Source organism: Sorangium sp. So ce448, assembly GCF_051520915.1.
Lineage (GTDB): Bacteria > Myxococcota_A > Polyangia > Polyangiales > Polyangiaceae > Sorangium > Sorangium cellulosum_B.
Window position 1 is genome coordinate 8,339,166 of the sequence record NZ_CP150343.1, and the last position, 11,735, is coordinate 8,350,900.

The window sequence follows — 11,735 nt, forward strand, 5'->3', positions numbered from 1 at the left end:
TACAAGTTTTTTACTGCACTGGAGAGCGCACCTGGTCCCTACTGCTCCCAACTGCTCGCCACAGCGCCGGAGCTCTCAGCTCTCGTGCGCGCAGCGGCCAGGGCGCCCCACACCGTGTCGGCTCAAGCGACATCGGGCGTGACGACCCCGGGCGAGGTCGCGCGTGCGCGCGCGCCCAACGGCGCCCCGCGCTCGACGCCTCGCCCCGCGCCCGGCGCCCCGCGTGCGGTGCATCACACCGGAGCCGTAACCGGGGCGAAAACTCGAGCCGAACGAGAACAACGATGGATCGCTCGACGCGCTTTGTGGTCAGAAATCCAGACGGCCTGCGGAAAATGCACGGCGCCTGCCGGCCGGGCGACATTTCACGTCGACGAAACCTCGACGAAACATGGCACTCGGCATAAGGCCTTTCACCACGACGTCGTGTGGCTGGCCCTTGTCCGGGGACCGCGTTCTGCTGCGCAGGGCGGCCATCCGGTGTGTCCAGCCGGGAGTCTTCACTGGCCGGCTCCCGAACTCCCAACGGCTCTTGTGCAGTCGAATCGCCGCGCCGCGTCGATGCAGGGCATTGGACGCGCCCTCGGCACCCAAGGAGGATGCGTTGAATATGTACACGTCTGGGTTGGACGTTGAGGATCGGCCGGCGGCGGGCACCTCTCGGCGTCGTACGCTCTGCGTCGCGATGGCGGCGCTCGCCGGCGCGGCCCTGCTCTCTGGCTGCGGCAAGGCGAACGACGAGGCTCCCGCGCCCGGGGCTGCGGCGCCCGGGGCGCCCGCCTCGGACAGCGGCTCCATCAAGGTCGGCGTGCTCCACTCGCTGAGCGGCACCATGTCGATCAGCGAGGTGGCCGTGAAGGACGCGACGCTGCTCGCCATCGAGGAGATCAACAAGGCGGGCGGCGTGCTCGGCAAGCAGCTCGTGCCCGTGGTCGAGGACGGCGCCAGCGACTGGCCCACGTTCAACGAGAAGGCCAGGAAGCTCGTGCAGCAGGACGCCGTGGCGGTCGTGTTCGGCGGCTGGACCAGCGCCAGCCGCAAGGCGATGCTGCCCTCGTTCGAGGAGCTGAACGGCCTGCTCTTCTACCCGGTCCAGTACGAGGGGCTGGAGCAGTCGCCCAACATCTTCTACACCGGCGCCGAGCCGAGCCAGCAGATCGTCCCCGCGGTCGACTACCTTCTCGAGAAGGGCAAGAAGCGCATTTACCTGCTCGGCTCCGACTACGTCTTTCCGCGCACGGCCAACAAGATCATCAAGGCCCAGCTCGCGGCGAAGGGCGGAGAGCTCGCCGGCGAGGAGTACCTGCCCCTCGGCGGGACCGAGGTCAGCACGATCATCAGCAAGATCAGCGCGGCCAAGCCCGACGCGATCTTCAACACGCTGAACGGCGACAGCAACGTGGCGTTCTTCAAGCAGTTCAAGGACGCCGGCTACACCGCCGACAAGCTGCCGGTCCTCTCGGTGAGCGTCGCCGAGGAGGAGGTGCGCGGCATCGGCGCCGAGAACATCGCCGGACACCTCGTCTCGTGGAACTACTACCAGACAACGGACACCCCCGAGAACAAGAAGTTCGTCGACGCGTACAAGGCCAAGTACGGCGCCACGCGCGTCACGGACGACCCCATCGAGGCGGGCTACTTCGGGGTCTACCTGTGGAAGATGGCCGTCGAGAAGGCGAAGTCGACCGAGGTCGCCAAGGTGAAGGAGGCCGTGAAGGCCGGAGGCATCGAGTACAACGCGCCCGAGGGCCTGGTCCGGCTCGACGGGAAGAACCAGCACACCTGGAAGACGGTCCGCATCGGCGCGGTCCGGAAGGACGGCCTCATCGACGAGGTGTGGAGCTCGGGCAAGCCGGTCCAGCCGGATCCGTACCTGAGCGCGTACCCCTGGGCGAAGGAGCTGGCCGCGAAGTAGCGGAGCGCGAGCGCGAAGCCCGAAGCCCGGATTACAGAGCCACGGAGGGCGCGGGGGCTCGTCAGGATGCCCTCCGCGCCTCCGCGGCTCGAACCTCTCTGTGCGCGGCGTCTCGATCGGTTGGGTGCTCTAGAATGAACGAAGTTCTCCTCCATGCCTTCAATGGCCTGAGCCTGGGCTCGATCCTCCTGCTCATCTCGATGGGCCTCGCGTTCTCCTTCGGGCTCATGAACGTGATCAACATGGCCCACGGCGAGTTCATCATGGCGGGGGCCTACACGACGTACGTCGTCGGGCACCACGTCGCGCCGCTCGTCGGGGGGACCGAGGCCGGGCTCTGGTTCCTGCTCGCGCTGCCGGCCTCGTTCCTCGTGGCCGGCGTGCTCGGGCTCGTGCTCGAGCTCACGATCGTTCGCTTCCTCTACGGCAGGCCGCTCGACACGCTGCTCGCCACGTGGGGGGTCGGGCTCGTGCTGCAGCAGGCCGCGCGGAGCCTGTTCGGCGCGTCCAACGTGCAGGTCTCGAGCCCCTCGTGGCTGAGCGGCGGCGTGGCGCTGTCGGGCGGCGTGCAGCTGCCTTACAAGCGGGTCTTCCTCATCGCGCTCGTGGTCGCGTGCATCGCCGCGGTCTACACGTACCTCCACCGCTCCGCGGGCGGCAGGCGGCTGCGGGCCGTCATGCAGAACCGCGAGATGGCCTCGTGCCTCGGCGTCCGCGCGCGCCGGGTCGACGCCGCGACGTTCGCGCTCGGCGCCGGGCTCGCCGGGATCGCGGGGTGCGCGCTGACGCAGCTCGGCTCGATCGGGCCGTCGCTCGGGACGAACTACATCGTCGACGCCTTCATGGTGGTCATCCTCGGGGGCCTCGGGCGGCTGCCTGGCACGGTGGTGGCCGCGCTCGTGATCGGCGTCGCGAACACGCTGCTCGAGCTCTCGACGACGGCGTCGCTCGGCAAGGCGCTCGTGTTCGCGCTGGTGATCGCCTTCTTGCAGTGGCGTCCGACAGGCCTGCTCGCCCTGCGCACACGATAGGAGAGGACACGGACATGGCCCCTCGAGACTCTGCCCTTCGCAATTTCGTCTGGACCTGGGGAGCGCCGCTCGCCGTGGCGTTGCCGCTCCTCGTCGCGCCGCTCGTGCTCTCCGATTTCCGCCTGAACCTGCTCGGCAAGTTCCTCACGTACGCCATCGTCGCCCTGGGGCTCGATCTCATCTGGGGCTACGGCGGGATGCTGAGCCTCGGGCAGGGGCTCTTCTTCGGCCTCGGCGGCTACGCGATGGCGATGTACCTGAAGCTGGAGACGTCCGGCTCGCGCCTGCCCGATTTCATGAGCTGGAGCGGCCTCGAGGCGCTGCCGATCTTCTGGGAGCCGTTCCGCTCGCCGGTCGTGGCCCTCTGCGCCGTCGTCCTCCTGCCGATGGCGATCGCGTCCGCGGTGGGTTATCTCGTCTTCCGGAGCCGCGTCCAGGGGGTCTATTTCTCGCTGATCACCCAGGGGCTCACGCTGATCGCGTCGATCCTCTTCATCGGCCAGCAGGCGGTGACGGGCGGCACGAACGGGATCACGAACCTGAAGACGATCTTCGGCTTCGCGCGGGGGGCGGCCGGGACGCAGACGGTGCTCTATTTCGTGACGCTCTTCTGCCTCGGGGCGCTCTATCTCCTGTGCCGGAAGCTCACCCAGTCGCGCTTCGGGCGCCTGCTCGTGGCGATGCGGGACGACGAGAACCGGGTGCGCTTCCTCGGCTACAACCCGGTCACGCTGAAGACGCTGGTGTTCGCGCTGTCGGCGGGCATGGCGGGCATCGCGGGCGCGCTGTTCGTCTGCCAGGTCGGCCTCATCTCGCCCTCCTCGATGGGCGTGATCCCGTCGGTCGAGATGGTGACCTGGGTGGCTGTCGGCGGGCGCGGCACGCTGATCGGCGCGGCCGTCGGGGCGATCCTTGTCAGCCTGGGCAAGAGCGCGCTGAGCGAGTCGTACCCCGAGGTGTGGCAGCTCGGCTTCGGCGCGCTCTTCGCGGCGTCCGTCATGCTGCTCCCGAAGGGCGTGTCGGGCTTCCTGCAGCGGCACGCCGCGAAGCTCTCGCGCCGCGCCACGGGCGGCGCGGCGGGGCCGGCGAGCGGGGATGAGGTCGATCCGGCGGCGGGCCCAGAGGCGCCGGCGACGACCGGTCGCTGAGGGGGAGGCGCGGAGATGAGCGGGAGCGAGCACGGAAACGAGCGCGGAAACGAACGCGGAGACGAGGAGAGGAGCAGCGCGATGAGCCGCGGCAACATCGTCGAGGTCCAGCGGGTGACGGTGAGCTTCGACGGCTTCAAGGTGCTGGACGAGCTCGACTTTTCCATCCAGCGCGGGGAGCTCCGGTTCCTGATCGGGCCGAACGGCGCGGGGAAGACGACGCTGCTCGACATCCTGACCGGCAAGACGAAGCCGTCGAGCGGACGAGTGGTGTTCCACGGAGGTGGGGAGTCCGGACAGGAGGCCGTCGAGGTGAATCGCCTGCCGGAGCACGCCCTCGTGCGGCTCGGGATCGGGCGGAAGTTCCAGACGCCGGCGGTGTTCGGGAGCCTCACGGTGCTCGAGAACCTGGAGGCGGCGATGGGCTTCCGGGAGAGCGCGCCGGGGCTGCTCCGCGGGCTGTCAGCGCCGCAAGAGAGGGAGATCGCCGACACGCTCGATCGGGTCGGGCTCCGGCGGCGCGCGGACGTGCGGGCCGCGGTGCTCGCGCACGGGGAGCGGCAATGGCTGGAGATCGGTATGCTGCTCGTGCAGCAGCCGAAGCTGCTCCTGCTCGACGAACCGGTGGCGGGGATGACCCGGCGCGAGCGCGACCGCACGGGGGAGCTCGTCCAGGAGATCGCGAAGCAGCGGTCGGTGCTGGTGGTGGAGCACGACATGGAGTTCGTGCGGCGCTACGCGAGCACGGTGACGGTGCTGCACGCCGGCAGGCGGCTGTGCGAGGGGCCGGTCGAGGAGGTCCAGGGGAATTCAAAGGTGATCGAGGTCTATCTCGGGCGGGCGCACGACGCGGGGCACGCGCGCGGCGGGGCCAAGGCGCCGGCCGAGGCTCGGGCGGAGGAGCGGTAGCAGCATGCTGGTTGTCGAGGATCTCGCGGTCTATTACGAGGAGAGCTGCATCCTGTCGCAGGTCAGCCTGGACGTCGCGCCAGGGCGGGTGTCGTGCCTGCTGGGCCGCAACGGGGTCGGCAAGACGACGTTGCTCAAGGCGATCATGGGCGTGCTGAAGCCGCGGCGCGGCAAGGTGACGCTCGACGGGGCGGACCTCACGGCGAGGTCGCCGAGCGACAGGGCGCGCGCGGGGATAGGTTATGTGCCGCAGGGGCGAGGGATCTTCCCCTACCTGACGGTGCGAGAGAACCTGCTCATGGGCTTCGAGGCGAAGAGCGATTCGACGCCTAGCCCGGCGGCGCTGGAAGAGATGATGGAGATGTTCCCCATCCTCAAGAAGTTTCACGCGCGGGCGGCCGGGACGCTGAGCGGCGGGCAGCAACAGCAGCTCTCCCTCGCGCGCGTGCTGCTGAGGAAGCCGAAGCTGCTCTTGCTCGACGAGCCGACGGAGGGGATCCAGCCGTCGATCATGCAGGAGATCGGGGAGGTGATCAAGGGGCTCGGGAAGAAGGGGGATATGGCGATCTTGCTCGTGGAGCAGTTCCTGGACTTCGCGCTCTCGACGGCGAGCGAGTACCTCATCATGGATAACGGGGGGATCGTGCGGCGGGGGAGCGTGGCGGAGTTCGACGACGAGATCGCGAGGGAGTTTTTGGCGGTGTGACGGGATTGCCAAACGGCCCGGCCCAGGGAGAGGGAGTTCGCGGCGGGGCGCACCCAGATCTACACCAATGCGTCGTCTGCCCTCGTCGCCGTCACCGCCTGGTCGAGCCATCGCTCGAGCGTGGCCAGCTCGGAACAGGCGTCAATCTGAGCCTCGAGCGGCGCGCTGAGCGCAAGCCCACGCCGCGCCAAGACCCTGCGCAGCGCCGCGCGCGCTCCGATAAGCTGGCCCCTCTCGATCGCATGCTCGATGAGCAACTTCTTGCCCTCCGGGCTGTGGGCGAGCAGGAACCGGAGAATCCACCGCCTGCGCGCCTCGATCTCCGGGTCGTCGGAGCGAGCGAACCGCCGAAGCAAGTCGTCGCTCACCCCCGCTGATATCGGCATATGTTGTACGTGCGGATCACCCATTTCACATCCCGCCGCGGTGCCACCCACCGGGCGAGCTCGTCGAGGGCCTGTCCTGAGCGAGCGATCAGGAACGGCACCAGCTCGTCGCGCAGCGGCAGCTCGTTGGCCGCGATCCAGAGGAACTGAAAACGGCGAGGGTCCGACCCGGTAACAGCCCGGGGCGAACTTCTCCAGCGTCCGGACGGAGTGCTGCACGACGGCAGGTGGGGAGCGACGACCCAGATCGGCTCCTCGCCATCCAGGGCGGCTCGCGCTCCTCGATGCGCTCGATCTCGCGCGCCAGCCTGCGCAGCGTCGCGCGCTTGATCTCCCCGATGCCGACGTGGTCGCCGGCCATCTTGATCTCGACGAGCACCGGGCGGCCGGTGCCATGCGGCGGAGCCGGCGGTGACGCGCGGGGTGTCCTCGGCGAAGGTCAGCTTCGCGAACCCGTCAAGCTTGCCCACGGCGGTCTTGATATCAACTCACCGACGGCGACGCACTTCAAATAAGCGATCTGCACGGCAGATAAAGAGAGATGAATTCGCACCCCTGTGCGCAAGAGCGTGAGAGAGGGTGCCCCGACCCCGGCGCCGCGGACGACACGTCACGCTCGGTCGGAGCGGCCGCGGAGCGACAGCGCCCGAGCGCAGCGCGACGGTAGGCCTCGATGAGGCGCGCGCCGTCGAGCCGGCCAAGGCACTGCGCAGCAGCCTGGGTGTGCCGTCCCTGCTCTCGTCCGTTCTCAGCTGCGGGATCCCATCGGATCATGCAAACGGCGTCGGGGTCCGGTGCGCGAGGACGCCGGCGCCACCCGACAGGGCGATCGCTACGCGCGACACGCTCGGCCCTCGCGGCGCGCCGCTCGCTCCCCTGGACCGAGACGGCGCGCCGGCCCCATCGCCTTGTCGGGCGATATTCCCAGCAGCGATCCTCAGCTCGGCACGTCGAGCACGTCGGCGAGGGTCTTCGCGCTGAGCACCCGCTCGGCCCACTGCTCGAGCACGGCGATCTCGGCCCCCTCGACTCGGGCGACGGCGGCTTCCGGCAGCTCACCGAAGCGAGCCCGCAGCTGCCGCAGCAGGATGGCACGCTCTCCTTCGTGGCGTCCCTGCGCGACGTACTTCTTGGCGAAATCGCTCTGGTATTCGTAGCCCTTCACCATCGCCTCCAGGGCCCGCCGGGCCGCATCGTCCAGGGAATTTAGCACGAGATCGCCGTAGAACCTGGCCCTGTCCTCGTCGAGCTCTCGGATGGCGGGCAGGACGGCGGCGGCGATGTTCGCGCCCTGCTCGCCCGCGCCGTGCGCGAGGGCGGAGAGCACGCCCAGCTCGGGGCGTCGGGCCGCCTCGGCCGTGTCCGTCACGATCGGAACCGCCTCATGCCCGAGCACGGGCGGTCGCAGGACGAAGCCCGGGATGCCGGTCTCGATGGGCTGTGCGCACCAGGCGGCGACGTCGGGGTCGGGAGCGACGACGAGCAGGCCGGCCGGGCATCGGTGAATGGCGCGGGCGCCCATGGTGTACTCGGGCCAGGTGAAGCGCTTTCGAGGATCGATGGCGAGCTGGACCTCGACGACGAGCACCGAGACGGGGAGTTCGTCGCCGAGCAAGAGGACGACGACGTCGGCGCGGTACTCGGCAGGCTGGATCTGGGTGAGATCGATCGAGGTGGTGCGCGCTCCGGAATGTGGCGGCAGCGGGACGCCCAGCACCTCGACGAGGAGCTCAGCGGCGAGCGACGGGCGGTTCTTGAAGAGATCGACGAGGATCTCGTGGTCCATGGACGGCATCGTGCGGTGGCTCGCAGGTGCTTGAGTTCCGGGAGCGCGCGGGGCCTCGCCGGCGAAGGTCTCGCTTCGCAAACCGCATCCCGATGGCGCGCGGAGGAGTTGATATCAGCGCTCCGGGAGGAGCGCACTCGAAATATCGACGTTGAGCAGAAGAAATAGAGACATCATGATGGCGACCTGCGCGTAATGCCGTGAGTCTGCGCGCCCTGCTGCCCCCTCTCATCGAGGCCGCGGAGGGCGGGCGGCACGGCTGCGGCGATCGCAGCGCCCTGCTCGCCAGCGCCGTGCGCGAGGGCGGATAGGACAGCGAACTCGGGGCGTCGTGCCGCCGCGTCGGTGTCCGTCACGCTCGAAACCGCCTGCCGCCCCAGCACGGGCGTGCGCGGGTCGAGCGTGCGGCGGCGCAGCAGGGCAAGAGGGGGAGGACGCGCGTGGGTGGACAGCGGAAGCGTGTCAGCAGTAGGACGAGGCATGGCGAAGCGGACGGGCGCGACATGGCTTTGGGCGGCGTGGGCGGCGACGGCGGGCGGCTGTGCGCTGGTGGCGGGGCTGGAGGACGGATATTACATCCAGAAAGAAGGCAGTGGCGGGAGCGGAACCGGAGGCGAAGCCGGCGCCGGAGGGGAGGCTGGAGGCGGGATGGGAGGCGCCGGGGGAGCTGGAAGCGGGATGGGAGGCGCCGGGGGAACTGGAGGCGCCGGGGGAACTGGAGGCGCCGGGGGAGCTGGAGGCGGGATGGGAGGCGCCGGGGGAACTGGAGGCGGGGACCAGTGTACGCCGGCCGGGAAGGAGTGCGTCAGGCAGACCTGCGTCGACGGGAAGTGCGTTGGGGAGTGCGGCCCGGAGGACGTGCGTTGCTCGGAGGAGAATCGCCCGCAGCGGTGCGGAGAGCGCGGGGCGTGGGAGGACGCCGAGCCGTGTGGTGCGGCGGCGCCCGTCTGCAGTCGAGGGGCATGCGTGACGCCGCCGAGCTGTGTCGGCCTGGCCCAGACGTGCGGTCGTGACAGCGACGAGAGCTGTTGCGCGACGGGGGAGGCGGTGCCCACGGGCAAGTTCAACCGGAGCAACGACACCGCGTATCCAGCGACGGTTAGCGGATTCCTCCTGGATCGGTTCGAGGTGACGGTGGGTCGCTTCCGGAAGTTCGTGGAGGCGTATCCCGGGAGCAAGCCTGGGGCGGGAGCGGGAGCGCACCCGAAGAACATCGCAGGGAGCGGGTGGGACGCGGCGTGGGACAGCAGCCTGCCCGCGGATGCTGCGGCATTGAAGGCCGCGGTGAAGTGCAACTCGACCTACCGGACCTGGACGGATGTAGCAGCGGAGAACGAGCATCTTCCGATGAACTGCCTGAGCTGGTACGTGGCGTTCGCGTTCTGCGCGTGGGACGGAGGCCGACTGCCGACGGAGGCGGAGTGGAACTACGCGGCAGCGGGAGGCGGAGGAGCAGACGGTCAGCGGGAGTATCCGTGGTCGAAGCCGCCGAGCTCGACGACGATCGACAGCATGTACGCGGGGTATGAGTGCGGGCCTGACGGCTCGTGCGCATTCAGCGACATCCAAGCGGTGGGGTCGAAGTCGCCGAAAGGGGATGGCAAGTGGGGTCAGGCGGACCTGTCCGGGAGCCTGTGGGAGTGGGTCTTGGATTGGTACAAGGACCCGTACGACTCGCAATGCGACGATTGTGCCAATTTAGCATCTACCTCGTCCCGGGTGCTCCGGGGCGGGAGCTGGGGCTACGGTGCGTCGTACCTGCTCTCTTCCCGCCGCGGCTACGACGTCCCGTCGGGCCGCGGCGGCGGCGTCGGGGTCAGGTGCACGAGGACACCGTAGCAACATGGCACAAGTATCGCTTACATGTATCATTTCCCTTGAAACTTGATCCTTGAACCCTTGTTCAAACAAGGCTCCCCACCGATGTCGGGCGATAGCAGCCGCAACGCAGGGAGCCGGGGGTCCGGGGACGGAGCCCCCGGCCCCGCCGCAGCGCCGGTGATCGCCGTCCGCATGGAAGCGCTGCTCGCCTGGGTCGCCGAGCGGGTCGCCAGGTTCCCCCGCGAGCACCGCTTCACGGTCGGCGACCGCCTCCTCCATGCCTGCGTCGACGTCACCGAGCACCTCGTCGAGGCCTCGTACCGGCTCCCGTCCCCTTGACGCCGCCCGCCCGGCGCGTGAGCCTCGGCTCGTGTCGGTCATCCTTGCGGAGGGGACGGTCTTCGCGCGCCGCTACCGCGTCGAGCGCCTCATCGCCGCCGGCGCGATGGGGGCCGTCCACGAGGTGATTCACCTCGAGACCGAGCGCCGCCGCGCGCTCAAGGTCATGCACGCTCACCTCTTCCAGAGCGAGCAGATGCGCGCCCGCTTCAAGCAAGAGGCGCGCATCGCGGCGAAGATCGAGAGCGAGCACATCGTCGATGTGTTCGACGCGGGCATCGACGAGGCGACCGGCATGCCCTTCCTGGTCATGGAGCTGCTCCGCGGCGAGGAGCTCGGCGAGCGCATCAAGCGCGCCGGCCGCCTGCAGCCCGCCGAGGCCGTCACCTACCTCCACCAGACCGCGCTGGCCCTCGACCGTACCCACGCGGCGAACATCGTGCACCGCGACCTCAAGCCCGCGAACCTCTTCCTGTCGCAGCGCGAGGACGGCTCGGTCCGCGTGAAGATCCTCGACTTCGGCATCGCCAAGCTCGTCGCCGACGGCGCGACCGCGGCGGGCACCACGAGCAGCCTCGGCACGCCGCTCTACATGCCCCCCGAGCAGTTCCACGGCCGCGCGAGGCTCACCGGCGCCGCGGACGTCTTCGCGCTCGGCATGATGGCCTATACGCTGCTCGTGGGCACCTCGTACTGGGATCCCGAGGCGAGCAGCGTCGACGGCGTGTTCGCGTTCGCGATGATCGCCGTCTTTGGCCCGCAAGAGCCGCCGGTGCAGCGGGCGCGCTCGATGGGCGTGACGCTGCCGCCGGCCTTCGACGCGTGGTTCGCCCGGGCCACGGCCGTCGATCCCGCGGCGCGGTTCCAGCGGGCCACGGAGGCGGTGCGGGCCCTCGGCGAGGCGCTCGGCGTCCCGGCGGTCGGCAGCCGGGCGACGTTCCCGAGCGCGCCGTCCTGGCCCGGAACCGCCCCCGCCACCGCGGTGGTGGCCCCCGCCCTCTTCACGGCCGAGCCGGCCCCGGCGGCGGCGAGGAGCGCGGGCCCGGAGCGCGACGCGAGCTCGTCCGGTCCGGCGCACGTGGGGAGCTCGACCGGCGCCGCGGTGTCCGGCATGCTGTCCATGCCGTCGAGACCGAGCCGCGCCCCGCTCGCCGTCGGGCTTTCGGGGCTGGGGCTCCTCGTGCTGCTGGGCGGCGGCTGGCTCGCGCTGCGCGCCAGCCGCGGCGGCGAGCCAGCGGCGGCTGCCGTCACGACGGCCGCTTCGACGCCGGAGACGACGTCGGCAGCGCCCGAGCCGACCCTCGCGCAGGCGCCCGTGCCGGCCCCCACGGCGCCGGAACCGACCGCCGCAGCGACGCCTCCTCCCCCCTCGGCGACGGCGCTGCACGCGCCGTCCAGGGCGGTGGCGCAAGCCTCCACGGCCCCCGCGCCGACAACGCTCCGCGCGGGCGCGCCGCCACGGGAGCCCGCGGCCAAGCCATCGGCATCGGGCTCCAGGCCGCCCCCGGGCAACAAGAAGCCGCCCGCGCCGCAGCAAACGACGTCCACCTCCCCCTCCCCGTACGGCCGGTATTGAGCTGCACCTCGGTGGCAGCGCCGGCTCGCCCCCTGCGCGCCGAGCGTGTCCTCGTCTGCCTCCGAGCGGTTGAAGCGCCGTCATGAAGGCACGGCTCAGCGCCCCGTTCCCCTCCCCT

At 70.0% G+C, this 11,735-nt stretch carries 11 protein-coding genes; 9 read left to right on the plus strand and 2 right to left on the minus strand.

The features are described from left to right. Nucleotides 1-685 precede the first annotated feature (685 nt). The 5 genes from urtA (at nt 686) to urtE (ending at nt 5,709) form a co-directional block, all read left to right on the plus strand. Nucleotides 686-1,915 carry an urea ABC transporter substrate-binding protein gene (gene urtA, locus WMF45_RS31330; RefSeq protein ID WP_437708721.1) on the plus strand — a complete coding sequence of 410 codons (1,230 nt, stop codon included), beginning with the start codon at nt 686-688 and terminating at the stop codon, nt 1,913-1,915. A 134-nt stretch (nt 1,916-2,049) separates the two neighbouring features. Then, the gene (gene urtB, locus WMF45_RS31335) at nt 2,050-2,946 is read left to right on the plus strand and encodes an urea ABC transporter permease subunit UrtB (protein WP_437708722.1); all 897 of its coding nucleotides are present in this window, start codon (nt 2,050-2,052) and stop codon (nt 2,944-2,946) included. Nucleotides 2,947-2,960: 14 nt separating this feature from the next. Beyond that, entirely contained in the window at nt 2,961-4,094 is a 1,134-nt protein-coding gene (gene urtC, locus WMF45_RS31340; protein ID WP_437708723.1) for an urea ABC transporter permease subunit UrtC, read from the plus strand. A gap of 81 nt (nt 4,095-4,175) precedes the next feature. Then, complete coding sequence (gene urtD, locus WMF45_RS31345) at nt 4,176-5,003, plus strand: urea ABC transporter ATP-binding protein UrtD (RefSeq protein WP_437708724.1); 828 nt, start codon at nt 4,176-4,178, stop codon at nt 5,001-5,003. Between the two features lie 4 nt (nt 5,004-5,007). Continuing rightward, a complete protein-coding gene (gene urtE / locus WMF45_RS31350; RefSeq protein ID WP_437708725.1) occupies nt 5,008-5,709 on the plus strand; it encodes an urea ABC transporter ATP-binding subunit UrtE in 702 nt (233 codons plus the stop codon). A 59-nt stretch (nt 5,710-5,768) separates the two neighbouring features. On the opposite strand, the gene WMF45_RS31355 is transcribed toward urtE, so the two are convergent. Then, nucleotides 5,769-6,119: a hypothetical protein gene (locus tag WMF45_RS31355; protein WP_437708726.1), complete on the minus strand. Its 351-nt coding sequence runs from the start codon at nt 6,117-6,119 to the stop codon at nt 5,769-5,771. A 203-nt stretch (nt 6,120-6,322) separates the two neighbouring features. Between WMF45_RS31355 and WMF45_RS31360 the strand changes: the two genes are divergently transcribed. After that, nucleotides 6,323-6,610: a hypothetical protein gene (locus tag WMF45_RS31360; RefSeq protein WP_437708727.1), complete on the plus strand. Its 288-nt coding sequence runs from the start codon at nt 6,323-6,325 to the stop codon at nt 6,608-6,610. 422 nt (nt 6,611-7,032) lie between these two features. Here WMF45_RS31360 and WMF45_RS31365 read toward each other — a convergent pair whose 3' ends face one another. After that, entirely contained in the window at nt 7,033-7,881 is an 849-nt protein-coding gene (locus WMF45_RS31365; RefSeq protein ID WP_437708728.1) for a DUF4351 domain-containing protein, read from the minus strand. A 966-nt stretch (nt 7,882-8,847) separates the two neighbouring features. Here WMF45_RS31365 and WMF45_RS31370 point away from each other — a divergent pair. From WMF45_RS31370 to WMF45_RS31380, 3 genes are all read left to right on the plus strand, one after another. Then, the gene (locus WMF45_RS31370) at nt 8,848-9,720 is read left to right on the plus strand and encodes a formylglycine-generating enzyme family protein (protein WP_437708729.1); all 873 of its coding nucleotides are present in this window, start codon (nt 8,848-8,850) and stop codon (nt 9,718-9,720) included. Nucleotides 9,721-9,804: 84 nt separating this feature from the next. Continuing rightward, the gene (locus WMF45_RS31375; RefSeq protein WP_437708730.1) at nt 9,805-10,041 is read left to right on the plus strand and encodes a hypothetical protein; all 237 of its coding nucleotides are present in this window, start codon (nt 9,805-9,807) and stop codon (nt 10,039-10,041) included. Nucleotides 10,042-10,072: 31 nt separating this feature from the next. After that, the gene (locus WMF45_RS31380; RefSeq protein ID WP_437708731.1) at nt 10,073-11,617 is read left to right on the plus strand and encodes a protein kinase domain-containing protein; all 1,545 of its coding nucleotides are present in this window, start codon (nt 10,073-10,075) and stop codon (nt 11,615-11,617) included. The last annotated feature ends 118 nt before the right edge of the window (nt 11,618-11,735 follow it).

What these genes read in the sequence shown, in the direction of transcription:
- urtC (WP_437708723.1), top strand. Translation starts at nt 2,961, where the DNA reads ATGGCCCCTCGAGACTCTGCCCTTCGCAATTTCGTCTGGACCTGGGGA.
- urtE (WP_437708725.1), top strand. Translation starts at nt 5,008, where the DNA reads ATGCTGGTTGTCGAGGATCTCGCGGTCTATTACGAGGAGAGCTGCATC.
- WMF45_RS31365 (WP_437708728.1), bottom strand. Translation starts at nt 7,881, where the DNA reads ATGGACCACGAGATCCTCGTCGATCTCTTCAAGAACCGCCCGTCGCTC.
- urtD (WP_437708724.1), top strand. Translation starts at nt 4,176, where the DNA reads ATGAGCCGCGGCAACATCGTCGAGGTCCAGCGGGTGACGGTGAGCTTC.
- WMF45_RS31355 (WP_437708726.1), bottom strand. Translation starts at nt 6,119, where the DNA reads ATGGGTGATCCGCACGTACAACATATGCCGATATCAGCGGGGGTGAGC.
- WMF45_RS31375 (WP_437708730.1), top strand. Translation starts at nt 9,805, where the DNA reads ATGTCGGGCGATAGCAGCCGCAACGCAGGGAGCCGGGGGTCCGGGGAC.
- urtB (WP_437708722.1), top strand. Translation starts at nt 2,050, where the DNA reads ATGAACGAAGTTCTCCTCCATGCCTTCAATGGCCTGAGCCTGGGCTCG.
- urtA (WP_437708721.1), top strand. Translation starts at nt 686, where the DNA reads ATGGCGGCGCTCGCCGGCGCGGCCCTGCTCTCTGGCTGCGGCAAGGCG.